This window comes from Chengkuizengella axinellae, from assembly GCF_030730905.1.
Classification (GTDB): domain Bacteria; phylum Bacillota; class Bacilli; order Paenibacillales; family KCTC-33759; genus Chengkuizengella; species Chengkuizengella axinellae.
On the sequence record NZ_JAVAMP010000019.1, the window covers coordinates 1 to 26,573 of the forward strand.

General features: G+C 32.3%; 22 protein-coding genes and 1 tRNA gene. 15 read left to right on the top strand and 8 right to left on the bottom strand.

Features of this window, described 5'->3' with window-relative positions:
• Positions 1-206: 206 nt before the first annotated feature.
• The 11 genes from guaB (at position 207) to Q5Y73_RS22110 (ending at position 11,401) form a co-directional block, all read left to right on the top strand.
• On the top strand, positions 207-1,661 hold the full coding sequence (guaB, locus tag Q5Y73_RS22060; protein ID WP_305994091.1) for an IMP dehydrogenase: 1,455 nt from the start codon (positions 207-209) through the stop codon (positions 1,659-1,661).
• A 119-nt stretch (positions 1,662-1,780) separates the two neighbouring features.
• Entirely contained in the window at positions 1,781-3,118 is a 1,338-nt protein-coding gene (locus tag Q5Y73_RS22065; protein ID WP_305994092.1) for a D-alanyl-D-alanine carboxypeptidase family protein, read from the top strand.
• 113 nt (positions 3,119-3,231) lie between these two features.
• Positions 3,232-4,113, top strand: a complete 882-nt coding sequence (gene pdxS, locus Q5Y73_RS22070) for a pyridoxal 5'-phosphate synthase lyase subunit PdxS (protein ID WP_305994093.1) — start codon at positions 3,232-3,234, stop codon at positions 4,111-4,113.
• Positions 4,114-4,149: 36 nt separating this feature from the next.
• Positions 4,150-4,731, top strand: a complete 582-nt coding sequence (gene pdxT / locus Q5Y73_RS22075; RefSeq protein WP_305994094.1) for a pyridoxal 5'-phosphate synthase glutaminase subunit PdxT — start codon at positions 4,150-4,152, stop codon at positions 4,729-4,731.
• A gap of 27 nt (positions 4,732-4,758) precedes the next feature.
• Entirely contained in the window at positions 4,759-6,039 is a 1,281-nt protein-coding gene (gene serS, locus Q5Y73_RS22080) for a serine--tRNA ligase (protein WP_305994095.1), read from the top strand.
• A gap of 49 nt (positions 6,040-6,088) precedes the next feature.
• A tRNA-Ser gene (locus tag Q5Y73_RS22085) sits at positions 6,089-6,178 on the top strand.
• A 103-nt stretch (positions 6,179-6,281) separates the two neighbouring features.
• Positions 6,282-6,626 (top strand): hypothetical protein, encoded by a 345-nt coding sequence (locus tag Q5Y73_RS22090; protein ID WP_305994096.1) that lies wholly within the window; start codon positions 6,282-6,284, stop codon positions 6,624-6,626.
• A 108-nt stretch (positions 6,627-6,734) separates the two neighbouring features.
• Positions 6,735-6,896 carry a small acid-soluble spore protein P gene (locus tag Q5Y73_RS22095; RefSeq protein WP_305994097.1) on the top strand — a complete coding sequence of 54 codons (162 nt, stop codon included), beginning with the start codon at positions 6,735-6,737 and terminating at the stop codon, positions 6,894-6,896.
• A 180-nt stretch (positions 6,897-7,076) separates the two neighbouring features.
• Positions 7,077-7,757 (top strand): response regulator transcription factor, encoded by a 681-nt coding sequence (locus tag Q5Y73_RS22100; protein ID WP_305994098.1) that lies wholly within the window; start codon positions 7,077-7,079, stop codon positions 7,755-7,757.
• Positions 7,758-7,759: 2 nt separating this feature from the next.
• Positions 7,760-9,166 carry a sensor histidine kinase gene (locus tag Q5Y73_RS22105; RefSeq protein ID WP_305994099.1) on the top strand — a complete coding sequence of 469 codons (1,407 nt, stop codon included), beginning with the start codon at positions 7,760-7,762 and terminating at the stop codon, positions 9,164-9,166.
• A 186-nt stretch (positions 9,167-9,352) separates the two neighbouring features.
• Entirely contained in the window at positions 9,353-11,401 is a 2,049-nt protein-coding gene (locus Q5Y73_RS22110) for a hypothetical protein (RefSeq protein WP_305994100.1), read from the top strand.
• A 129-nt stretch (positions 11,402-11,530) separates the two neighbouring features.
• On the opposite strand, the gene Q5Y73_RS22115 is transcribed toward Q5Y73_RS22110, so the two are convergent.
• Positions 11,531-12,655: an LCP family protein gene (locus Q5Y73_RS22115; RefSeq protein ID WP_305994101.1), complete on the bottom strand. Its 1,125-nt coding sequence runs from the start codon at positions 12,653-12,655 to the stop codon at positions 11,531-11,533.
• Between the two features lie 191 nt (positions 12,656-12,846).
• Here Q5Y73_RS22115 and Q5Y73_RS22120 point away from each other — a divergent pair, with 191 nt between their 5' ends.
• The 3 genes from Q5Y73_RS22120 to Q5Y73_RS22130 all read left to right on the top strand — a co-directional run bounded on the left by Q5Y73_RS22120 (position 12,847) and on the right by Q5Y73_RS22130 (position 16,741).
• Positions 12,847-14,007, top strand: a complete 1,161-nt coding sequence (locus Q5Y73_RS22120; protein ID WP_305994102.1) for a hypothetical protein — start codon at positions 12,847-12,849, stop codon at positions 14,005-14,007.
• Positions 14,008-14,662: 655 nt separating this feature from the next.
• Positions 14,663-15,751: an SAM-dependent methyltransferase gene (locus Q5Y73_RS22125; RefSeq protein ID WP_305994103.1), complete on the top strand. Its 1,089-nt coding sequence runs from the start codon at positions 14,663-14,665 to the stop codon at positions 15,749-15,751.
• Positions 15,752-15,772: 21 nt separating this feature from the next.
• On the top strand, positions 15,773-16,741 hold the full coding sequence (locus Q5Y73_RS22130; RefSeq protein ID WP_305994104.1) for an aldo/keto reductase: 969 nt from the start codon (positions 15,773-15,775) through the stop codon (positions 16,739-16,741).
• A 66-nt stretch (positions 16,742-16,807) separates the two neighbouring features.
• Here the strand turns inward: Q5Y73_RS22130 and Q5Y73_RS22135 are convergent, their stop codons facing one another.
• The 5 genes from Q5Y73_RS22135 to Q5Y73_RS22155 all read right to left on the bottom strand — a co-directional run bounded on the left by Q5Y73_RS22135 (position 16,808) and on the right by Q5Y73_RS22155 (position 21,633).
• Positions 16,808-16,984: a hypothetical protein gene (locus tag Q5Y73_RS22135; protein WP_305994105.1), complete on the bottom strand. Its 177-nt coding sequence runs from the start codon at positions 16,982-16,984 to the stop codon at positions 16,808-16,810.
• Positions 16,985-17,056: 72 nt separating this feature from the next.
• Positions 17,057-17,521: a tRNA adenosine(34) deaminase TadA gene (tadA, locus tag Q5Y73_RS22140; protein WP_305994106.1), complete on the bottom strand. Its 465-nt coding sequence runs from the start codon at positions 17,519-17,521 to the stop codon at positions 17,057-17,059.
• 217 nt (positions 17,522-17,738) lie between these two features.
• Positions 17,739-18,656 carry a polyprenyl synthetase family protein gene (locus Q5Y73_RS22145; protein WP_305994107.1) on the bottom strand — a complete coding sequence of 306 codons (918 nt, stop codon included), beginning with the start codon at positions 18,654-18,656 and terminating at the stop codon, positions 17,739-17,741.
• Positions 18,657-18,676: 20 nt separating this feature from the next.
• On the bottom strand, positions 18,677-19,318 hold the full coding sequence (locus tag Q5Y73_RS22150) for a response regulator transcription factor (RefSeq protein ID WP_305994108.1): 642 nt from the start codon (positions 19,316-19,318) through the stop codon (positions 18,677-18,679).
• On the bottom strand, positions 19,315-21,633 hold the full coding sequence (locus Q5Y73_RS22155) for a sensor histidine kinase (protein ID WP_305994109.1): 2,319 nt from the start codon (positions 21,631-21,633) through the stop codon (positions 19,315-19,317). The genes Q5Y73_RS22150 and Q5Y73_RS22155 overlap by 4 nt, the downstream gene beginning before the upstream one ends.
• A 118-nt stretch (positions 21,634-21,751) precedes the next feature.
• Between Q5Y73_RS22155 and Q5Y73_RS22160 the strand changes: the two genes are divergently transcribed.
• Positions 21,752-21,925, top strand: coding sequence for a hypothetical protein (locus Q5Y73_RS22160; RefSeq protein ID WP_305994110.1), 174 nt, complete (start codon positions 21,752-21,754; stop codon positions 21,923-21,925).
• Between the two features lie 45 nt (positions 21,926-21,970).
• Here Q5Y73_RS22160 and Q5Y73_RS22165 read toward each other — a convergent pair whose 3' ends face one another.
• A complete protein-coding gene (locus Q5Y73_RS22165; RefSeq protein ID WP_305994111.1) occupies positions 21,971-24,205 on the bottom strand; it encodes a sensor histidine kinase in 2,235 nt (744 codons plus the stop codon).
• 23 nt (positions 24,206-24,228) lie between these two features.
• A complete protein-coding gene (locus Q5Y73_RS22170) occupies positions 24,229-26,457 on the bottom strand; it encodes a sensor histidine kinase (protein WP_305994112.1) in 2,229 nt (742 codons plus the stop codon).
• Positions 26,458-26,573 lie beyond the last annotated feature (116 nt).

Sequence of the window (26,573 nt, forward strand, 5' to 3'; positions counted from 1 at the left end):
TTACATCAATGAACAATGACATATCAACCGTAAAAGATACAATCAGTACTGACATCTGCTTTGCTCTGTACCTTTAGTAGTTAATTGCAGTGGAAAAGAATCTAAATAAATCTAACCGAAAATTTCTTGACATTAAAAATGTCATTTTGTTATGATATTTAACAATACTTACGGGAAGGTATAATAATAAGGAGGATCATTTAATCGTGTGGGAAACAAAGTTTGCAAAAGAAGGGCTTACTTTTGATGATGTGTTATTAGTTCCATCTAGATCAGAGGTATTTGGGAAAGAAATTGATATTAAAACGAAACTAGGTACAATTCAGCTTAACATACCATTTTTAAGTTCCGCTATGGACACCGTTACAGAGTCAAAGTTAGCTATTGCTATAGCTAGAGAAGGCGGAATTGGAGTTATCCATAAAAATATGTCCGTAGAGCAACAGGCACAAGAGGTAGATCGAGTAAAACGATCTGAAAGTGGGGTAATTACCAATCCATTCTCATTAACACCAGATCATCACGTGTATGATGCAGAGGAATTAATGGGCAAATATAGAATATCAGGTGTTCCTATTGTAGATGAAGCAGATAAACTTGTAGGAATTTTGACAAATCGCGATCTGAGATTTGTTCATGATTATTCTATTAAAATTAGTGAAGTCATGACTAAGGAAGATTTAGTCACTGCACCTGTTGGTACAACGTTGCAAGATGCAGAATTTTTACTGCAAAAGCACAAAATAGAAAAATTGCCTCTTGTAGATGATAATAATGTTTTAAAAGGGCTTATTACAATAAAAGATATAGAAAAAGCAATTCAGTTTCCCAACGCAGCTAAAGATAAGCAAGGTAGATTATTATGTGCTGCAGCTGTAGGTGTTTCCAGTGATGTTAAAGAGAGAACAGCTGCTTTAGTTGAAGCTGGGATTGACTTAATCGTAGTTGATTCTGCGCACGGCCAACATATTAATATTATAAATACGGTAAAGGAAATACGTGACCAATATCCTGAACTACCAATTTGCGCGGGGAATGTTGCCACAGGGCAAGGAACAAAGGATTTAATTGAAGCAGGTGCGACAATAGTTAAGGTTGGTATTGGACCAGGATCTATCTGCACTACTCGTGTAATTGCTGGTATTGGTGTACCGCAAATTACAGCTGTATATGATTGTGCGACAGTGGCTAGAGAATACAATGTACCAATTATTGCGGATGGTGGGCTGAAATACTCAGGAGATATAGTCAAAGCTCTTGCAGCAGGCGCTAGTGCAGTTATGATTGGAAGCATGTTTGCAGGTACTGAAGAAAGCCCTGGAGAATCAGAGATTTTTCAAGGTAGAAGGTTCAAAGTATATCGTGGAATGGGCTCAATGGGTGCCATGAAAGAAGGTAGTAAGGACCGATACTTCCAAGAGAATGAAAGTAAATTAGTTCCTGAAGGAATTGAAGGAAGAGTAGCTTATAAAGGACCTCTAGCTGACACAATCTACCAGTTAATCGGTGGCTTGCGTTCCGGAATGGGGTACTGCGGAACACCTAATATTGAAGACTTGAAAAATAATGCTCAGTTTATAAAAATAACAGGGGCTGGTTTAAGAGAAAGTCATCCTCATGATGTTCAAATTACAAAAGAAGCACCAAACTATTCATTATAAAATATAAAAAAAAAAGTTCAACCACAAATTACCACGCAATTGTTTGAGACAGGGCACTGTACCTGTCTTTTTTTGTGTATATGCGTATGATACAATGAGAAAGATGTAGAAAAATGCTTATGGGGGAAGTGACACAATTGAATCGGTATGTACTTAAAAAAATCGGTATTTATTTATGTTTAAGTTTAATGTTAAATCTATTTGTAATGTCTATGTTTTCAGGTTCGGCTGCTTATGCAGAAGAAGACACTCAACCACCACTTAATATTAATGCAGATGCTTCCATTTTAATTGAAGCAAGTACGGGACAAGTTTTATATCAAAACAATGCTAATATAGCATTACCTCCTGCAAGCATGGCAAAAATGATGACTGAATATTTAGTATTGGAAAGTATAGAACAGGGTAAGATTAGTTGGGATGAATCCGTGACAATTTCTTCGAAAGCTGCTGCAATCCCTGGATCTGGTCAACTATTAGCGGAAGGTGAGACATATACTGTTAGAGATATGTTTAGATATATGGCCATTTATTCTGGGAATGACGGCGCTGTAGCATTAGCTGAAAAAGTAGCGGGATCAGAAGAGAACTTTGTGAATATGATGAATCAAAAGGCAAAAGAAATGGGAATGTCAAATACAGCATTTTTTGCAAATGCAACAGGGTTACCGAACAAGGATTTAGGAGATTTAGCTCCTTCCACAGCGGAAACAATCATATCTGCACAGGATCTAGCAACATTAGCAAGAAGAATTGTATTGGATTTTCCGGAAACTTTAAAAGTATCAAGTACACCAACGGCTTATTTAAGAGAAGGAGATTCCAGCACACATGAATTTGATAACTGGAACTGGATGCTGGAAGGTTGGAAATCCTACAACAATAATTTTAGCAGTATAGCTTATGAAGGACTAGATGGTTTAAAAACGGGTTCTACAACTGAAGCTGGATACTGTTTTACAGGAACGGCTGAGCGAGATGGTATTCGTTTGATAAGTGTTGTCATGAATACAGAATCCAGAACAGCACGTTTTGAAGAAACAGGGAGATTATTAGATTATGGTTTTAACAATTTTGAAATTAAAACCGTAGTTGCAGCCAAAAGTGAATTAGATGATATAAAAACAGTTCCTGTTAAAAAAGGGATTGAATTAGAAGTTCCAATACAAACAGAAGCTGGCGTAGAATTAGTTGTTGAAAAAGGAGAATCTATGGACAATATTCAATTTGAGACAACGATTTTGCCTGAGGAGGAACTAATTGCTCCTATTCAACAAGGAGATGTAATTGGAACATTAACTGTTAAATATGATCAATTATCAGAGCCTTTTGAAGAAACATTAAACCTTGTTGCTGCAGAAGACGTAGAAAAAGCGAGCTGGTTTAGACTTTTATTAAGAGCCATTAAAGACTTTTTTGTAGATATTTTTGAAGGAATAAAAGGTTTTTTTGGGTAATTAAACTTATTTAAATAAGTTGTTTTGTTGTATAATGTAAAGGCTTAATGTAAAATGATTGTTTAGAGAATTGTGTTAATTTTATTAATTTATATATATTGGGAGGAAAGAACATGGAAACAGGTACATCTCGTGTAAAAAGAGGTATGGCGGACATGCAAAAAGGCGGCGTCATTATGGACGTTATGAATGCGGAGCAAGCGAAAATCGCGGAAGATGCTGGAGCTTCAGCAGTTATGGCATTAGAAAGAGTACCATCTGATATTCGCGCAGCTGGTGGAGTTGCTCGTATGGCGGATCCTACTGTAATGGAGGAAGTCATGAAGGTAGTTTCAATTCCAGTTATGGCAAAATCTCGTATTGGTCATTTTGTTGAAGCAAAGATGTTAGAAGCAATGGGAGTAGACTATATCGATGAAAGTGAAGTGCTCACTCCTGCAGATGAAGTATTCCATACTCAAAAAGATCAATTTACAGTACCTTTCGTTTGTGGTGCAAGAGATTTAGGTGAAGCATTAAGACGTATTGGTGAAGGTGCTTCTATGATTCGTACAAAAGGTGAACCAGGAACAGGAAACATTGTTGAGGCTGTTCGTCACATGAGAATGATGATTTCCCAAATACGTAAAGTTCAAAGTATGTCAAAGGATGAATTAATGACAGAAGCTAAAAATCTTGGTGCTCCATATGATTTGATTTTACAGGTACATGAATCTGGCAAGCTTCCTGTTGTTAACTTTGCTGCAGGTGGAGTTGCTACTCCAGCTGATGCTGCATTAATGATGCATCTTGGTTCAGATGGTGTATTTGTTGGTTCAGGTATATTTAAGTCTGATAACCCTGAAAAGTTTGCAAAAGCGATTGTAGAGGCTACAACACACTATACAGATTATGATTTACTGGTAAAAGTATCAAAAGATCTTGGTACTCCGATGAAGGGAATCGAGATTTCTAAATTAGATCAGTCTGAAAGAATGCAAGAGCGAGGCTGGTAATCACTAAGTTTTTCATGTAAGAAAGAAGGGACAGCAGTGAAAATAGGTGTGCTTGCTCTGCAAGGAGCAGTTAAAGAACATTTAGATATGATCAGCAGCGCTGGTGCTGAAGCAGTAGTTATAAAAACAGTCGACCAATGTGATGAGATTGACGGTATTATCATCCCTGGTGGTGAGAGCACAACCATTGGTCGTTTAATGAAAATATACGGTTTTATAGATAAATTAAAGGAGTTTTCTAATCAGGGAAAACCTATTTTTGGTACATGTGCCGGTATGATTTTACTTGCTAAAGAAATTGTGGGTCAGACTGAGAATCATTTGGGTTTAATGGATATGAAGGTTGCTAGGAATGCTTTTGGACGTCAACGGGAAAGCTTTGAAGCGAACTTACCAATCAAAGGTTTAGAATCACCGCTTAGAGCAGTATTTATTCGTGCCCCCTTAATTGAGAAAGTAAGTCCAGAGGTTGAGGTGTTATCTGAATATAACGGTAAAATTGTAGCTGCAAAGCAAGGCCACCTTTTAGCTGCATCCTTCCATCCTGAATTAACGGATGATTTTCGTTTGCACAGCTATTTTGTAAATATGGTGAAACAATATTCCTTAGTAAAGTAATTGCTTTTTGCGGAAGGAAGGGTTCTTTTGTTAGATATTAAACGTTTAAGAAATGATTTTGAATCAGTGGAGACAGCATTGAAACATCGCGGTCATCCGTTGAATGATATAGCTAGCTTTACAGAACTAGACATTAATAGAAGAGAATTGCTCCAGCAAGTTGAACAGTTGAAAAATAGGCGCAATGTCGTGTCGCAAGATGTTGCAAAAAAGAAAAAAGCAAAAGAAGATGCAGATGATCTCATTAAAGAAATGAGAGAGGTATCTGATAAGATTAAATCATTAGATGAGGAGTTAAGAGGGCTTGAATCACAATTAGAGCAGCTCTTATTAACGATTCCTAATATTACCCATTCATCTGTTCCAGCAGGTAAAAGCGAAGATGAAAATGTAGAAATACGTAAATGGGGAGAGATTCCAACTTTTGATTTTGAACCTCAGCCTCACTGGGACCTTGCTACAAATCTTGACATTGTTAACTTTGAAGCAGGTGCTAAAGTATCCGGCTCTAGATTTTTATTTTATAAAGGTTTAGGTGCTCGTTTGGAGCGTGCTTTAATCAATTTTATGATGGATTTACACTGTACTGAGCATGGTTACGAAGAAATGTTACCTCCAATGGTTGTGAATCGTGACAGTATGGTTGGTTCAGGGCAATTGCCTAAGTTTGAGGAAGATGCTTTTAAGTTAGAAGATAACGATTACTTTTTAACACCAACTGCTGAGGTTCCTGTGGTGAATTTTTACCGCGAGGAGATCCTTTCTGCTGAAGATCTTCCAAAAAATTATGTAGCTTATAGTGCTTGTTTTCGTTCAGAAGCTGGTTCAGCAGGTAGAGACACAAGAGGTTTAATTCGTTTACATCAATTTAATAAAGTTGAATTATTGAAGTTTGTTAAACCTGAGGATTCATATGATGAGCTTGAAAAGTTGACTGAAAATGCGGAGAAAGTGCTGCAGCTTCTTAAATTACCTTATCGTATTATATCTTTATGTACTGGAGATATTGGATTCACGGCATCTAAAACGTATGATTTGGAAGTATGGTTGCCTCAAAGCAATATGTATCGTGAAATTTCATCTTGCAGTAATTGTGAGGATTATCAAGCAAGAAGAGCAGGGATTCGTTTCCGTAGAGATCAAAAATCCAAACCAGAATTTGTTCATACCTTAAATGGTTCAGGATTAGCTATTGGAAGGACTGTAGCTGCAATTTTGGAAAATTACCAGCAAACAGACGGTTCAGTTACTATTCCAGAAGTGCTTCAACCGTATATGAATAACGTTGAAAAAATTTCTTTGAAATAAGACTTGCATTTAATATTTAACCTGTGTTACAATACTTCTTGTGACGCAAGGAGAGGTGGTCGAGCGGCTTAAGGCACTGGTCTTGAAAACCAGCGATGGGGGGACTCATCCGTGGGTTCAAATCCCACCCTCTCCGCCATAAAACACAAACATCAAGTATCTAAACGATGCTTGTTTTTTTTTGCTTTTTTATGAATAAATCAACCTTCGTTTTCGCAAATTAATGGGGCGGAGGTGTAAATATGAATAATGAAACACTAACGATAAATTCGGGGCAGCTTTTAGAAAGTTGGCAAAGTACTTTACCTGCAATATTAAACAAAGCAGATTCGGTTGATGTGCGATTAGATAATGCGAACTCAAATGCTTTAAATATTCATATCTCAACAGCAGGACATGCCATGTATACATTTGATTTTAGATGCACATATGAAGATGATAGAAAAGTGGATGTATCCTTAATTGATGTGGAACAAAATAATAAAACGATAGATGAGAAGAATGAAGTGATACAAACATTGGCAGAGGATTATGTAAGACATATTCATGAATGTGCTCAGACTCTACAGTCGATTACACACAGTTAATACCCACAAAAGTGAAGAAAACCTTCGGAGTTAAATCCTAATACTTTTGCGGGCCCAAAACAAAATAAGCGACCCCAAAAATTAAATAAGAGATAAGGGAGGATTTATATGTCTAATGAGCGTCTTACCCCAGAGAACCCACACCAGTATACAGAACGTAAATTAGATCAGGTACAGGATGCCAAAGGAGAGACATTGTCCGGTGCAAAGAAAGCCAAAAATAAAAATCACTCTAGAGCCAATCAAGGGGAAGGATTTGGTGGAGTCTAAATAAGTTTAAAAAACCTATGAGATATCATAGGTTTTTTTTGTACCTTAATCTAATAAAATTATTTATAACTAAATAACATAAAATACGAATTGACAAAAAAATTTATGATAAAATTAGTCAATAACTACTGATTTATTCACATCAGTTACTTCATAAATTGATAAAGAAGGTGAAAAAGTATGAAGGATAAAAATGTATTAATTGTTGACGATGAACAGGATATGAGGAATTTAATACAAATGTATTTAGACACTTCAAACTTTGGTACTTTTCATGCTGCAAATGGAAAAGAAGCCTTTTTTATTCTTGAAACAGAACGCATTGACATTATTATTCTTGACGTTATGATGCCTGAAATGGATGGGTTTTCATTTTGTATGAAAGTTCGTGAAAAATCTAACATACCTCTTATATTTTTAACAGCACGAGGAGAAGAGTGGGACCGTGTACATGGTTTGAAATTAGGTGCTGATGATTATATTGTAAAACCATTTAGTCCAGGTGAATTAGTTGCTCGTATTGATGCGGTGTTACGACGATATAATCACGAAATAAAAACTGAAATGGAACTCTACCTACAAATAGGACCACTAGAAATTGATGAAAAGGGTAGGAAAGTAAAAATACATAATAAGCCTGTTTCATTAACTTTAAAAGAGTTTGATTTGCTCTTATTTCTCAGCAAACATAAAGGACAAGCATTAAGCCGTCAACAGCTATTAGAAAGTGTTTGGGGTTATGATTTTTTAGGTGGGGAAAGAACGGTGGACACTCATGTAAAAACGCTTAGAATTAAAATGGGTAGCTTTGGTGAGTCAATTCAAACAGTTTGGGGAATCGGGTACAAATTAGAGGTGTAAAAATGATTATAAACTTATCACTGTCACGAAAAATTTGGATCATAATTAGTCTTGCTATTATTTCAACTATTCTGTTTTCTTACTTACTATCAAATTATTTTTATCAAAAGTATTATGTTGAAAATTTAAGAAAAACATTAGAAGAAGAAGGTTCTAGACTTGCCACAAATTACACTGGAGGCAATATAACTCCAAGATTCATGGATCAGATTCATTGGTTTAATCTCATGTTCGAACCAGAGGTACTTCTAGTTACTGAACCTCAAGAGTTAGGTGTGAGATTTCCGTTTGATTTTGATTATGAATCTTATATAAATGAATCTGAAAGAGAAAAGTTACTAGCTGGAGAAATTATATCTATAGTAGGTTATGAAGAAAAGATTGGTCATCAAATTATGGGTGTGATTGTCCCATTATTGGATGGTAATAGATTAAGTGGCATTCTTTTTTTATATAGTCCGCTAGCAAAAGTAACGGAGATGATAAGTGATATCACAAGTATCTGGATTATATTTGCAATTTCTTTTGCTGTTTTCCTGATCCTTGCTGGTAGGATCGTGATTGCCAAATTAACTAGGCCACTTCTAAAACTAGAAAAAGCAGCCTATAACATGTCTCAAGGAAACTATTTAGAACGCGTTGAGATTATTACACATGATGAGATTGGACGTCTTGGACATGCGTTTAACAATATGGCAAGTGCTATAGAAGCGGAGGATGAGCGAAAGAAAGAATTTCTCGCAAATATATCACACGAACTTCGCACACCGCTGAGTTATATTAAAGGATATAGTGAAGCCATTTTGGATGGAGTTGCTAAATCTAAAGTGGATGAACAAAAGTATTTAAAACTCATTCAAAGGGAGTCCACTCGAATGCAGCGTCTTGTGCAAGATTTACTTGAGTTATCTAAACTTGATACTAATGACTATCCTTTAGCAAAAGTTTATCTTGTATTTTCTCAGTTAATTGAAGAAGCATTGACTAAGTATGAGTCTATTTTGTTGAAAAAACAAATAACATTAACGACTCGATTAGACCCTGAAATTATTATCTATGCAGATGAAGGTAGAATAGAGCAAATAATCCATAATGTTATGGATAATGCGATTCATTATACACCTGAAGGGGGAGAAATCACTGTCCAATTAAATAAAGTGGCCATTAAACGGTGTGAATTAATAATCAAAGATTCAGGTGTTGGAATAGGTGAAAAGGACCTTGGTCATTTGGGCGAACGTTTCTATCGGGTGAACAAGGCACGAACAAGAACGGATGGAGGGTCTGGTTTAGGGTTATCCATTGTAAAACAACTTGTTTCAGCTCATGGCGGAGAAATATTATTTAAAAGTCAATTGGGACAAGGAACTCAAGTTCATATCTCATTTCCAATATATATAGATGAATAAAGTCATTACAAATTGTCTAATATGATTTAGGGTGGGGTTGGACATATATTGATAAGTCTATTTCATAGGTTTATATAACTTCTTACTTTCATCACAAATTCCTCTCATTTCTATCACAAGTGTTCATTATGATGTATTTATATTCAATGTTGTTAAACAATATAAAAAGTAAGGGAGAGGATGAAAGTGAAAGGATTTAAGAAGTTTTTAATGATACCAGCTTTAGTTGCAGCAGTCACCACGGGGGGAGTAGTTCAGCCTACAGCATTTGCTGAAGAAATTGTAAACCCTAATGATTTAGTGGATTATGGAGATGGTGTTTATGGGGACACACCGTCAGCTGAACTTTTGACCCCTTTGTATGATCTCGTTGATTCAACTCCAGGAGTTGGACTTGAATCAGAGTATGCTAGTGAAGAACAGAAGCTTATTGGACAGTTTGATTATGTACCAATTAAATTAAGCAATGTTCCTTTAAATATAGAATTGTTTTCAAATACATTAACAGATTTGGAAAAACAATTAGGTGGAGATACTAATCCGGTTATGGGTTATATTTATGGAAATGGAAACAAAGAGAGGGGTGTGGATGCTAGACCTAGTAATTATACTTTTACATTAGACGGGTTCCATGATAATTACCGTAGATATGATTCAACAACGAATGGACCTGATATTGCGATTAATTCAGATGGAGTAGCCGTACAAATGGCTTACGCTTCTAATGGTGACAGTAATTTGAATTTTAATATTGGGAGATATATAGAAGGAATCAATCAGTTCGAATGGAAAGGTGGATCTTCAAGAGATGTCGCCAGTTCAGAAAGGTATAAAGTCAAAGATGGTGTCAATGTAGTCGGTAAACGTCCTGAAGTGATTTTCTTAAACGATAATACTTTACTAGAAGTTCATATTAAAGATGGAAAGCTGAAATATAACATCGGGAAATTAATCACAGGTAACACAATAGATGATTATCGTATTGATTGGGCCTATCATGGTGATGGGACAAGCTTTATTGATAATGTAAATGCAGCCACAGTTGCTTTAGGTTTAGATATGAATGATCATGGAGATATTGTGCTTTCATATAGTGGAAACTCTTCTAAAAAACTATATATAAAAACGGCGCATTGGGATAATTCAAATGCAACTTTAACTTGGGGAGCAAAATATGCAGGCAACTATAATGCATCAACAGGAACTGATGTAGCGATTACTAATGCAGGAGAAGTGATTGCAGTATACTCAGATTTTGGTCAATTGGCAACAAACAAAGTTTATTATGATTCATTAAAATTAAATAATGATGGAACTTTATCTAGTATTCGATTGCATCAAAAAATAGGAGATGGCCAAGCCCCTTCTCTAGCGATTAACCATGGGGGTCAGGTTGTATTAACATATAAAAATACGGATCATGATTGGGCTAGTGAAACTGGTGATTTCTCCGTTTATCAAAGTGTTGGACAATTGAGAAAAGCAAACGATGGAATAGATTGGTACAGCCAAAAGACTAAAATTGGTTATGAAGGACGTCAACCAGATATCAATTTCATTGATGATCACACTGTCGTCACTGTATTTAAAGGTGCAAAAAACGATAGAGCATATGCTTCAGTCGCTCCATTAGTCCCAACAGTCTCTAGTACAGATGTTACTTTAATGATTAATCCAAATTCCAAGATAGCTGCAAATTCTGAAATCTATTATTCAGACAGTTATAAGAAAATTGGCGGACCATGGTTTGACGATGGTTCAGGACATGGACAGACTCAATCAAAAGAGTATACGTATGGTTTCACTGTAGGAGAGTCTAAAGAGTTAGCAAAAACAGTAGGTTTTTCATTCTCAGAAACGCAAAGTGTAAATTTAACCTTAAATCCAGAAGCTATTATAGATATAGATTTAGGTGAAGCTAGCTTTGAAGAAAGTGTGACAAGAGAATGGTCAGACGAATTAAGTGAAACAGCTTCAAGTTCATTTGAAACTTATTTCGAAACGACAGATAGTATCGAATATACTCCTAATGATATTGAAAATGGACATTTCCAATTTGCTTTTTATCAACCTGTAAGAACCCTGACTTTTGAGCCAGGGTCCAACTTAGATCAAGCCAAAAAGAAATTAAATGAATTACCTATTTTTAAAAATAAAGTGATTACAATAGACGGAAGTTTTAATTATCATGATAATAACGTCCAGCCTGTTATTATCTATTATCCTTCTAATTAAAGTTCTTAAAAAATAAAAAGCCTTCTCGTTTAATGAGAAGGCTTTGCTTTATTTATATAAGAAAAAATTGTACTACTGCTTAATAAGGATTCAACGACAATTCCGAAAAGTCACTCACTGACTTATATATTATTGAGAAGTTAGCTCTGTTTTTTCATCTATGGGTTGAATGGACTTAAAGTTCTTACGGGTTTCATCCAGTGCTTCATCCGTAATAACTACATACGGGTTTTGCCAATTCCCTTCAAAAGGGACGGTACTAATTGAATCACTTGTAATACCGTAAAAATCTTTAACGAGTAAGAGCATTTTTGTTTTATTCATATCTGTTTTGAAATTTTCAGTAACAATATCCAACAAATCAAATACTTTATTAACGTTTTCCCAACTTGCTATTTTATCCATCAAAGCCTGAATGACCTCTTGTTGTCTTCTACTACGATCAAAATCGCTGGAATAAAATGCTTCTCCTCGATTATCCTGTCGAAATCTTGCAAAATTAAGCGCATTTTGACCATTTAAAACCTGTTGTCCTCTATTTAAGTGAATACTTGTATTATCCACTGAATCATCATATTGCATGTCTCTATCTACATATATATTAATCCCTCCAACTGCATCTACAAGAGAAACTACCGTTTGGAAATTAACCAAAAACGAGTATTCAATTTCAATATCCAATAAATCCTCGACTTCTTCTCTTAACACAATCATGCCTGAACTTATTAATTCTTCGTGAAGCCAAGCATTATTAACCTTTAAATATTTTCCAGATAAAATGGAAGGATCCTTTTGACTTTCAATATATGTATGTTGATATCCATCACTAAAAGTAGAGTTGATCTTTGCAAACTGAGGATTTGTTTGTCTATATGAAGTCAAGTTTAATAATTGCCCATCAAAATCAATTCTTGTATCTCTCGGTATAGATAAAAGTTTTACTGATTTATTCTGTGGTATAACATGAGCCACAATGATAGTATCAGTATTCAATGTAAAGGGCTCAAGTCTAAAATCCAATCCAATCAATAAGGCATAAAAATCCTCTGGCTTCTCTTCAACTACTACTTCTTCTGTGTTTGTTTCACTTACAACTGATGGGGAATCACCAATTTCTTCATCAACTTCAATGCCAGGAATATCATGATTTAGATTGATTTCTGTTTGATCAATACTTGCATTAATTCGATACATAAAACTGATTCCGATGACTAAGAAAACACCAAAAATTATGACTAAACTCTTTTTTAACATGTAAACACCTCATAGGTTATACGACAGAAAGTATAAAAAAGTTGCATCTTATGACAAATTATTTTTATTTTTTTGAAATTGAAAAAAATGTGAAACCTGTAATAAAAATATGGGTATAAATATATATTGATTTTGTGGCTTATATTGTTTTATGATTAGGAAGGTTTTTATTAAAAAGGGGGAGAAATTGGATGAAAAGAAAGATATTTTCAACTATTGCAGCTGTATTACTTGTATTTACAGTTGTGCTTAGTGCTTGTGGAGAGAAGGCAGAGAGTCCTAAGGAATTATTAAAAGAAGCAAATGAAAAGGCTTTGGAGATGGAATCCTATTCGTTTGATGGTAATATGAATTTAAGCATGAACATTCCTGCTGAAGCTATGTCTGAAGCACCAGAGATGGCAATGTTCGCAGGTATGTTTCAAAACATTAATTTAGATGTGTCAGGAGTATATCAACAAGATCCAATGAAAATGGAGATGGTGATGGATTTAGAAATTCCTGGCGATATGAGTTTTAATTTCAGCCTACCGATGGTAATGGAACAGGATAAAATGTTAATTAAAGTGCCTAACATTCCATTTGTACCGTTGCCACAAGAAATAACAGGTAAGTTTATTGAAATTGATTATAATGAATTAGCTGAGCAGTCTGGAGAAGAAATAATGCCGTTTGTTTACGGAGATCTTCAGAAGCAAAATGAACTTGTAATGGAAATGTCTAATATTTTCTTTAGTCATTACGGTGATGAATATTTTACATTAGTAGCTGATGATCAGCTTCCAGAAGGAACAGATATAGAAAAAGCAGTAGAAATGAAATTAACGAATGAAAATGTACAAAAAGCAGCCTTAACCTTTATGGATAATGTGTTGCCAGAGTTATTAGAGTTGTTAGCTGATCCTAAATATGCTGAGGTATTACAAATAGATCCAGCTGATGTAGAAGTGACTAAGGAAGAATTAGCTGATGCAAGAAGTGAATTGGTTGCTTTCTTTGAAGATGAGCAAAATACAGTAAAAGTAAATGATCTTACATTTGTTAATGGTATTAATAGTGACGATTATATTTCTTATCAAGGTATGACAATGGATATAGATGCAATTACTGAAGGTCAATCAGTGAACGTAGTGCTTGATATGTTTATGGAAATGTCTCAAATTAATCAGAACCCTGATTTCACAGTGGAAGTATCACCTGATGATGTAATCACATTACAAGAGCTAGAGGAAATTATGAATTCAACGTTCGGAGCATTTGAAGCGACTCCTGAACCAATGGAAATTGAAGGTCTTGAGGAACTAACAGAAGAAGAAATAGAAGCACTTTTAGAAGAAACAATGTCCAACTAAGTTAAAAAAATGTAATTTGAGTCCCTATTGGAATAAGTTACAATAGGGACTATTTTCGTACATATTAAAAAACATAATCATGTTTAAGTATGCAATAAAAATAATAAATGTGAAAAACTTTTTACATTTTTATGAAAAATATGGTAAAATAGACATGTATAATAGTTGGTTTATAAGGGCGGTAGGCTATAACCCTCGAAGGGGGTGAGGCCAAATGGAGATTATAACTCTTTTGATTAATATTGGAAGGTTAATTATCTCAATTCTTGAATTCCGTAGGAAACGGAAAAAGAGACCGCCCTCATGCCAATAGGTTGCGGTCTATTCATTCAATTGTTTATCCTACCGCCTTGTGTAGACGGCTATTGTACTTCCAACCGTAGGTGCTGTAACACCTGCGGTTTTTCTTTTTCTCAACTTTCTTTATTATACTTTTACATGAAAAAAATGTAAATGGTTATTCGTTGAATATTTTATGTTTTTTTAGTGAATAGAACTTGTTTAAATCACACAATATCATCATATGATAAAAAGCTTGTATATATTATATTATTTACCAAATGAAATGAAATAAACTTGTATAGGACAATGATCTTGCAGAGCCACGAAGTAGTATTACGAAATTGATTATGATAAGATCAAAATGGTGATGAAAATGAACTTAGAGAAGAATACAATGAATACAAATATACAATCAGAACAATTATTAGACGCTGAACAAATGATTATATCCATTAAGCCTGAATTTGAAACTTTAGGTATGCAAGAGTTAAAATCTGTTGATTCCCAGCACAAGCTTATTACATGGTTTGATCAAGGCATAGGTCATATTCAATTAAGTGCAGGATTCAACAGATTAGCGAAGCATTTTCTTGATAATAAACCTATATATATTCAGCATGTTTCTCCAATACATACATCTGTTCAGCTTGCGAAAAAAGAAGCGGATTTAGAAGCTATTCTTAAATCAGTCAATACTATCTCTTCAATATTAGATAAGAATAAGAGCTTTTCCGTACAATCACGTTTTATTGATCCATCGGTGGAAAGACCATATAAAAGATTTGAAGTCAATAAAATTGTCTCAGAAGCCATCAAAGAGAAAGGTTATGCACTACATGTTCAAAAACCAGAACAGATCATTTCGATTGTATTTTTTGAATCTCAAGCTTTTATTGGGATTTCAACAGCTGAAGCCAATTTAAGTGACTGGTCAGGTGGGCAGCATCGTTTTGCACAAGAAAAGGATCAAATCTCTAGAGCAGAATTTAAATTACTTGAAGCGATGGATGTGTTCGATATTCAACTTCCTGAGAAATGTACAGCACTTGACTTAGGAGCAGCTCCAGGTGGATGGACGAGGGTATTATTGCAACATAATGCAACTGTTTATGCTGTAGATCCTGCTAATTTAGATCGTGTTTTCAAAAAAAATCCGAAAGTGAAGCACTTTAAAGAAACAGCACAACTGTTTTTTAAAAAAGATGTGGGAACTAAATTTGATATCGTAGTAAATGATATGAGAATGGATACAATCGAATCTGTTGAATTAATGGGAGAAGCAAAAAAGTTATTGAAAGCAAACAGCCTAATGATTCTGACACTAAAATTACCGAAAAAAAATGTGAAAAACAGGGTTGATCAGGCTATATCTACCCTTAAAAAATGGTATGAGGTACTAGGTGTAAAACAATTATTTCATAATCGATCTGAAGTAACTATATATATGAAAAATAGAATCTAATTCAGGAGGTTGAATGTTTGAATGAAATATCGAAAATTAGGTAAAACAGGTTTGAATGTTTCAGAAGTAGGTTACGGTGCATGGGGGATTAGTAATTTCATGTGGGTTGGGGCAAATGATGATGATTCATTAAAGGCTCTACATAAGTCCATCGATTTAGGTTTGAACTTCATAGACACTGCTCTAGGCTACGGTGCAGGTCATAGTGAAAGATTGATAGGTCAAGTTGTTAGAGAAAGATCTGAGACGGTATACGTTGCTTCTAAGATTCCACCGAAAAATTTGATGTGGCCTTCAAGTGGTACTGCAGAGGAAGCTTTCCCAAGTGAGCATATTATTGAATGTACAGAGCAAAGCTTAAAGAATCTAGGTTTAGAAGCACTAGATGTGCAGCAATTTCACGTATGGTCAGATGAATGGATAGATCAGGGAGATTGGTTGGAAGGTGTTCGCAAATTAAAGGAACAAGGAAAAATTAAAAGTTTTGGTGTATCCATAAATGATCACCAACCAGAAAATGCAATTAAATTAATCGAATCTGGATTAGTGGATTCAGTTCAAGTTATATTCAATGTTTTTGAGCAGAAGCCTTTGGAAAGATTATTCCCTGCTTGTGAAAAAAACAATGTAGGGGTCATTGTCCGTGTACCGTTGGATGAAGGTGGATTAACAGGGAGGATTAAACCTGAATCTACTTTCGCTGAAGACGATTTCCGCAACAACTATTTCCAAGGAGATCGCAAGCGTCAGGTATATGAGAAGGTTCAAGACATGGCTGCAGATTTAAATGTTACTGTTGAGGATATTCCTCAAATTGCATTGCGTTTTATATTAAGCCAGCCAGCAGTTTCAACAACGATTCCAGGTATGCGTTCAATAAGAAATGTAGAGAAAAATTGTTCCTTATCTGAATTAGGACCATTATCAAATGAGCAATTAAACATTTTGAAAAAATATAGATGGGACAAAAACTTTTATCAAGCGGATTAATTATAATGTGAAACAAAAAAACTGGGCTCTGAATAACGAAACCCAGTTTTTTTATTTAGTGTTTTACTACTGAGGGTTAGATTCGTCCCCTTTGTAACCTTTATCTCTTTTTAAATCCTCGTGTTTACGGTCTTCGTGTTTTTGATGCAGCTGCTGAGCGTGAAAGCTGTTCACTGGATTTTCTTCTAAATCTTCAACTACATTTTCCAAGTTTTTATCTAAATTTGATTTTTGTTTGGTCACATTAAAACCTCCACAATAATGAGTTATAGTTTAGAGTGGATTAGGACCATTTTTTTTATACATCAATACAATTTATTTTCTCAATTTCCTGAAGAAACTTTTTAATAAGTTACTGCATTCCTCTTGCATCACACCCTGTATGACTTCAGTTTGGTGATTAAATCGTTCTTCTTGCAGTAAGTTCATTAAAGTACCTGCACATCCCGCTTTTGGGTCAGTAGCACCATAAATGACTTGTTTGACTCTAGATTGAACAATAGCTCCTGCGCACATGGCACAAGGTTCAAGAGTAACATATAAACTGCAATCTAATAAACGCCAAGCCTGCAAATATTCACTTGCTTCACGAATGGCTATCATTTCTGCATGTGCTGTGGAATCAAAACTTGTTTCTCTTAAGTTATGACCCCTGCCAATAATTTTATTTTTCCACACCACCACAGCCCCAATAGGAACCTCCGTTTTGGATTCAGCTATCTCTGCTTCTTTTATTGCTTCCAACATGAACTTATGGTGATTTTCAATATTTATTAACATGTGGATACCCCGATTCTGAAAAGACTATACCTAAAATTATTCACAGGTTGTGGATAAACTTGTGGACAACCACTGGATAGAAGGTAAAAGTTGTGAATAATGTGTTCACTGCTGTGTATATTGTATTAGAAGGCTGTGTGTAAAATCAAATGAGTTTAAATAGTAAAAGGATAAAGTATTGTTTCAACTCTATCCTCGCTTCTTTAAAAATGCATATTTATTCAGTTGTATACACTAAATCTCTAAAATGTTCTTTCCACGGAGACACGGCTTCTAAAGATTCGAATAACTCATCAAATTTATTGATGTATAAATTTTGAATTACTTTAGAATATTCAATGCATCCTGAGTCTTGGATAATTTGATTTACTTCGTTTTTTTTTTCAAGAAATTGTTCTTTAGTTATTTCTCCATCATAATAATCTTTTATGATTGGAAACTCATTACTGTGTTTTAACAGGAACAAAACGGGTAATGTTCTTTTTTTATGTAGTAGATCATTTTTATGATTAGTAATGATAATGTCGTTTATATCATTTTCTAACTGATGTATAATACCGGCTAGTCCTGCTAATTCATCTAATCTATTTGTTTGGTTTTCATTATTATGATTTGAAAATGAATAACCCGTATAGCAAGCCAATCTAATGAGTGAGCTAGATTTTAGTTCTAGCATAGAAAAGTATTCTTCTTCGGAATCAACTCTGTTCTTAATATCCATTTCTTGCCCACCTATAGATTGTATTATAAGTTGGTTTACTTTATTAACAGAAATAGTATTTGTTTGTTTATTTATTACATTAAATTCGCTGATAGCACTTAAAACCATTATTAGAATCATATTAAACATAGTATCCTTAGAATGTTTCATCCATGGTTTACTTAAATGATCTTGATCTTGAATATCATCTAGAATGTCGGAAGCTAAAAAAATCAATTCTGTAATAGCTGCTACCTTGTGAATATGTTCAGACTTTCCCTCAAACATCCAATGACTGTATAAAGTTAACTTTGACCAATGAAGGTTTAACTTAAATTGTTCTTTTGAAAATGATAGTACCAATTCTTTAATCTCAGGCATTTGAATGTATTGACAAATCATCTTGTTCATTTCATTATGTATTTTTGATAACATCAGTCAAGATTTCCTCCTGATCAATTACTTTGTATTTTCATTTGGACGAATTTCTCTATGGCTTGTACTTTTGTTTTTACATTTAATTTACCATATATTTTTTTTAAATAATTATCTACGGAACGTTTACTTAGGTGAATCTCATCAGCGACTTGCTCGTGTGTAGCTCCTTTTACTATGAGTGTCATAATTTTTATTTCGTCATCATTTAATTTACTTTCAATATAGTTTTGATTTGAGCTTGTCATTCGCATTTGATGATACATAGAAAGGGGCAGCATTGTGTGCCCATCTAATATACAATTCACCATGTTCATGATCGTAGTCTCGCTTGATTCTTTAGATATGATTCCACTTACTTTCAGCTCTATTAATTTATTTGTGAGGTCAGTTATATCAATTCCTGAGAAAATAACAATCAAAGTGTTTGGGTATTTTCCTTTGATTTGTTCAGCAATTTCTACTCCAGTCATATCTGGAAGTCTGTAATCTAGGAAAACAATGTCAGGCTGATGCAATGACATCATTTCTAAACATTCCTTACCATTAAAGGCCATTCCTATGATTTGAAGCTTTTCATTTTTTTCAAGTACATGTTTTGTAGCTTTGGCTACTAACGGATGATCATCCACAATTAATACACTTTTTGTATCTAAATTCATGCAGTTCGTTCTCCTTTCATTGGAAGGGTTATTTTAAACTTGACCCCTTTACCTAGATGGGATTGTATATTTAATTGACCATTTAAATATAATACACGACTTTTAATTTGCTCCATCCCCATTCCTGATATAAGTAATTCTTTTTGTTTATCTTTCTGTTCATTGAATCCAATTCCATTATCTTCATAATATAATTGTATTTGTTTGTTTTTAACAATTAGCGATATGTTTACCTTAGTAGCTTGAGCATGTTTTTTTGTATTGGTAAGCATTTCTTGAATCATACGAAAGATATGACTTTTAACATCAATATCTCTATTTTCAATTTGATGTTCCTCACTTACATGAAAATCAATATGAATCGAGTTGATAGAGGATTCTTGTTCAATAAGCTTTCTAACAGCATGGATAAGTCCGGTTTCTTGTATTAAGTAAGGATGTAGTTCAAAGCAGCTTTGTCGTAAATTGACATTGATGATTTCTACATAATTAATAATGTTTGTGATCTCTTTCATATGTTTCTGATTTAATTCATTTGAATGTACAATTGTAGTTAATCTTCTCTTTAAGAAAAATAAATCTTGCATGGTTGTATCGTGAAGATCCGTTGCTATACGCATACGTTCTTTTTCTTGAAGTTCAAACATAAATTTTCTGAACCATAGAAATTCTGTTGCTGTTTTTTCATCAGGAATATGTACTGCGAGTTGTTCTAATTTCATAGTAAGTTTACGGATTAGATACAGATTTTCTAGATTAACTGCTAAATATGTAATAATTAAATTGATCCACTGGCTTTCTTCCATTCCAATGACAGTATTTGTTTTTTTCTTAGTTAATACTAAGTAGCTTGTATATTCTTCGTGATTAGAGATTTCAAAGGAAGTATAGTCATAGTTAACATCACTATTTTCTTCTAGCATTCTTTTAGCTTTATCCAGATCTATATCGCCTTCACTAATTGTTTCAATTGAATCATTATATTTAAAAATAATGGCTCCACCATGAACATTCATTGTTTTAACAATATCCACTAGTGTAATATCTTTTAGTTCATGAAAGCTAGAGATTGATCTAAGATTTTGTGAGATTTTTTTAAGAGCATTATTTAAAAAGTACCTTTTTGGAAAAATAACTCTTTGAAACTTTGTAGTTAAATATTCAAAAGAATATAGTAATAAAGATAATATGGTTGTGGTAGTGATAAAACTAATTACAAAATGAGAACCTGAATGTTTATTAGTAGAAATAATTTCAGTAAAGCTTACAATAATAACGCTGGGAATAACAGAAATAATAATGGTAAACAAAAATCGTCTAAATAAGATATCAATATCGTACAGTCTCTTAGACAAAATTAAATAAGCAAATGATAAGGGGAATAATAATCCAAACCAACAAGTATAAATGGCATTAATCCATTGCTTATTATATAGCAAGTCTGGTAAAAATGTGAAAATACTAAATGGAAAAACTGAAATAAATAAAGATAACATTACAGTTTTAATGAGAGTTGAAGTATAGGTTTCACTTTTACGGTATTTAATATATGTACCAGTTAATAATATAAAATTTCCTAAAATACCCATTAAAAAGAAGATCATAGTAATGAATCTGCTAATGTTAAGCAATTGATTTATATTTATAAAAAATACAAAATAAATGATTTGTATTGAAAATGTTGTAATTACAAAGAAGTATAAATGTTTTATAAATTTACTAGGAATTTTAATAGATGACTTTTCATTTAATAGTACAATTAAGAAATGTAAAAATAAAATTGGTATTAACATTACTGATGTATAATTAAAAATTTTACCTAATGTATCACCACGAATTGATCCACCAAGACTAGTAAAAATAAGTGAAAGAGTTATAAAAATAATGGATAAAATAGTAGCAGAAACTGATTTTGGTTTATTATTATATAATATATATGCAATGAAATAACAAAGAAATGAACTTAAGAGTAATAAAGTATCAAATCTATCAATAAAAGAGGTTTCTATTGTAGTAATTTCCAACGTTATTCCATTACGAGAAACTAACATGACTTCAAAATTATTAAGTATTTCTTCATTATTTGAACTAAAATATAAGTTTGCATCGGTATGGTTTACTTCTAAGATTTTATCACCTGTTTTTAACTGTGATTCATTGCTAATACTTTCGATCTTACCTATAGACCAAACACCTTCATCAGATTGTTCCACATATATTGAGTAACTTGGAAAATTAAGCATTAAGTATATAAACCAAAGCTGGACGCCTAGAAAGACAAACAATAATGTTTTAATAGCAATTTTTTTTAACACATTTAACCTCCTTAAACTAAAAGGCAGATATGGGATAGAAATACAAAATTTTTCTTGAAAAAACTAGTATAATATATAATGATAAGATATAACAATTATAGAAGTGGGGTGTGTTGTCATGAAAACAATAACTTGGTCAAATGAGCTATATAAAATCATAAGAAATTTAAAAGTAACTGATAAAGAGAAAAGAAATAGTATTATATCAGAATTAAAATTATCAAAAAAAGAAAAAGATGCTGTAAAAAATGCACTGAATGAAGATAAGAAAAAAGAAGTTTTTCCTTGGTAATAACATTTTTTAATATCCGTTTAAGTTATTAAAATTATCATTTCTCTAGATTTTCAAAGGAAATTTAAAAATAAACTTTACTCCATTGCTTTCAGAGGAATGTACTTTTAACTGACCATTTACATCACTAACTCGATATCTAATTTGTTCCAAACCCATTCCGAATAAATTAGATGGCTTATTTTTGTGATTCGTTTTAAAACCAATACCGTTATCCTCATAAATAAATAGTAATGAATCATTATTAACTTCAAATTGTATATTAACATTCGTAGCATCAGCATGTTTTTTTGTATTATTGATAAGTTCCTGAATAATACGAAAAATGTGCTGTTTTAATTCTAGATTTAAATTATTTATTTTATCATCATTGTTGGCTGAGAAATGTATATTAAAGAGATTTATAGCTTTTTCCTGATCTACTAATTGCTCAATTGCTTTAATTAAACCCATTTCTTTAATTAGGTATGGATTAAGTTCAAAGAAGTTTTGCCTCAAACCTAAATTAATCGTATCTACATAATTAATAATATTCCTTAATTCTTGCTTTACTTGCTTAGAACTACTTTTTTCGGTCAATATAGATATTTTTCGCCTTAGTAGCAATAAATCCTGCAAGGTTGAATCATGTAAATCAAGGGAAATATCAAATCTTTCTTTTTCCTGAAGTTCAAAAGTATATTTTCGAATAAAATAAATATTTTCTAAGCTCACTTTCATATAAGAAATAATAAGGTTCATCCATTCTGTTTCTTCTAAGCCAAGTTTAGAATTGTTTTTTTTCTTTGTAAGTATCAAATAACTTGTATATTCTTGATAATGATTGATTTGAAAGAAAGAATAATCGCTACTAATTATTTCAAATGGTGTTGAATCTAATAAATTTTCTACTTCTTGAACATTAATTTTTCCTACATGGATGGTTTCAATTTTTTCTTTGTATTTTAAAAGTATAATTCCTCCATGTACTTTAAACAGATTGATAATATCTGTTAAAATTTGATCTTCTAAATCATGAAAGTTTGTAATAGAAGTTAATTTTTTAAGAATATGATCTAATGAATTTTTATAACCACGTCTATGTGGAAATATGGTGTTTTCTAGCTTTGAGAAAAAATATTTAATAGAAAACAGAGATAAAAATATAGTAAGTAGGGTACCAGTAAATGATACAGCAATATATTGAGTTGTGATCTTTAAATTAAAAATGATGGATATGAAATATACGATGAGCATACTAGGGATGATTGAAAAAAACAAAGTATAGATCGTTCTTCTTATAACAACATCAATATCAAAAATTTGTTTAGACAGAATTAGATATGTAAATGTTGAAGGAAAGAAAAAGACTAACCATGCAGTATAAAATGAACTTACCCATTCTTCACCAAAAAGTAAAGCTGGTAAGAATGAAAATAAACTAAAAGGTACTGCAGTGACAAATAAACAAAACAAAATGGTTTTGATTAAAGATGAAACATATGAATTATTTGAACGATATTTAAAAAATACATAAACTACATATATAAAATTGAATAAGATTCCAAATAAAAAGTAAAACATAGTAAAGTTCTTAGTGAAATGATAAAAAGAATAATCAAATGGAGGTGTAAAGATATTTAATATCTGTGAAATAGACATGACTAGAACTATAGAATAAAGAAAATATAAAGTTTTTGTGGATATCATAACCCCAGATTTTTCTTTTAACAACACAATTAGAAAATGTAAAGATATGACTGGTACAAGCATAACACATGTTAAAACTACTGTTTTTCCTAGTAGGTCTGCCTGAATTGAAGCATTGACAGAAACTAGTGTTAGTCCAATAGTAATAAATAAAAATGATAAATACACCGCGGACTTTAATTGATGTGCTTTTTTAATAAGCAAATATGATTGAAGATAACAAAGAAAAGCGCCGAATAAAAACAATAATTTAAGAATATTAATAGTTGCAAATTCATTAGATTGTATTTCAAAAGTTTGACCATTCCTTGATAATAATAGATGATCAAATTGTTCAAGGGCCCCCCATTTTTGAATTGAATAAAACTCTTTAGTTTCTTTATGATTTACTTGTAAGACCTCATCTCCTACTTGTATACTATTATGTGAGTCTATTTTCAATTTATCTAAATCAGTAATAATCCATTGATTGATATCATTTCTTTCTACTTGAATACCAGTATAAGGATATTTAAAGGTTAGAAAAACGAACCAACATTGAATTGAAATAAACAGAGTAATTAATATAGAAATCAAAATCTTTTTTTTCAACTGATTAGTCCCCTTTTCTTTTTTTAACCTATAGGAAACATCATTTTAATTTGTACCCCGCTTTGTGTACTGGATATTATTTTGAATTTCCCATTCAAGTCTAAGACACGATATCGAACCTGATCTAGGCCTGAATCTGTAGGTTTATATAACCCTTCTGATATTATTTTGGTATTAAAACCAACTCCATCATCTTCATAAGTCAACTGAAGTATATTATTTTTTATATTGAATGAGATATTTACTGAACTTGCACAAGCATGTTTTATGGTATTATCAAGAAGTTCTTGAATGATACGGAAAAGCTGCCTTTTTTGCCGTACACTATAATTTTCTACTTCATTAACTGAAATGAAAGAAATTTCTAAATCATGTGTGGATTGAAGTTGTTCAATAAGTTTATGGATGGCTTGCTTTAACCCCATATCTTGAATGGTATAAGGATACAATTCAAAACACCCTTGTCTTAAATTCAAGTTGATAATATCAATATAATCTAATATATTATCCATTTCTTTGATTTCTTCTAAATTTATACTTTCATTTTCTACTACTTTCCCTAGTCTTCTTTTTAAAAAGAATAAATCCTGCATTGTAGAATCGTGCAGGTCTGTAGCAATACGAAACCTTTCTTTTTCTTGTAATTCAAATCGTAATTTACGTAAATAATAAATATTTTCTAAGCATATTTTCAAATAAGAAGAAATTAGAAGCAGCCATTGTTTTTCTTCTAATCCCAACATGGTATTGTTAATTTTTTTTGTTAATACTAAATAACTACTGTATTTATTATGCTGATTGATCAAATAACTAGTGTAAAAAGGATGTTCTTCTAGGTTTTTTGGAAACTTTAATAGATTTTTTACTTCTTTTATATCAATTGTTCCTTCGCTTATAGATTCATAATTATTTTTATATATTAATATTATTGCTGCACCATGTACTTTATAAAGTTTAATGATTTCTGGTAATATGATCGATTTAAACTCATGGAAGTTTGTGATGGCACCTAACTTTTCAATAATATGATTTAAATTTGTTTTTAAAGAATGTCTTTTAGGATAGATCCATTTTTCAAATTTGTTAATTATATATCGTGTAGAAAATAAGGTTACAAACAATATTAATGATAAAATTAGAACAGCTGCTGGCAATTGCATTAACGAAACTTCAGGTATAAATATATATATTATCAACGAAATGATGAAAATGCTTGGAAGAAGTGAAAAAATAGTGATGAATAAAACTCTTCGAGTAATGACATTAAGGTCATATATTTGCTTTGATATAATTAAATATGTAAATGAAAACGGAAAAAAGAGCATAAACCAAATGGAGTACTTTATATCGAGCAAATATGTTTCTATTAATAGTTCTGGAATGATAGTAAGTATGCAGATAGGAGCAAAGGATAACAAAAGAGAGAATAACACACTTCTAATAATAGTAGAAGTATATAACTTTAACTTCCTATACTTCAGGTGAATATATGTAACAAAAGCAATATTTAATATAATTCCAAGAAGAAACAGGATTACAACAATAGTTCTAAATATAGCAAAAAAATCATAAATTCTAGGATGATCTAAGAAATAAATGAGTTGTGGAAAGATAAGTACAGCGATTAAGAAAAAATAAATATATTTAAAAAATTTGGTAGTGAAAGTGATACCGCCCTTTTCTCGTAAAAATTCGTACAAAAAATTTAAAAAAACGATTGGGGATAAGGGAACTACAATCAATATGATTATCGTTGCAAATATATCACTGCGACTAGAAGCTCCGGCAGTTATAAAAATAATAAAAAAGACAAAATGAACCATCATTAAATACTTTATTGACTTAGAAGGAGTTGTTTTATTAAAAAGAATATAAATAAATAATAAACAAAGAAGAGAGCTTAATAGAATAAATATTTCGAATATAGATAAGACAGGTGAGTGTTGTTTATTTATCTCTATTCTTTCATTATTACGTAAGACTAGTACTTGATTAAACTGTTCTAAACTATGAAATTTCTGAACTGTGAAAAATTCATTAGGATTTAAATTATCTATTTCTAAAATAATATCATTTAGTTTTAAACCAACATCTACACCAACTGAATCAAACTCTTCAATCACCCATTCATCGTCATCATTTTTCTCTAACACAATTCCAGTAAAAGGATAACTTAGCGTTATATAAATAAACCATCCTAAAGACATGGCAACTGCACATATTAAAAACATGAACAAGAGCTTTTTACGCATAAGTGAACCTCCATTATTACCATGAAATGAATAGGAAATCACGATAAGAAATAGCATAGACTGTAGCTATATTATATTGGAATTACGACTTAATGAAAATTCTAAATGCAAAGTTT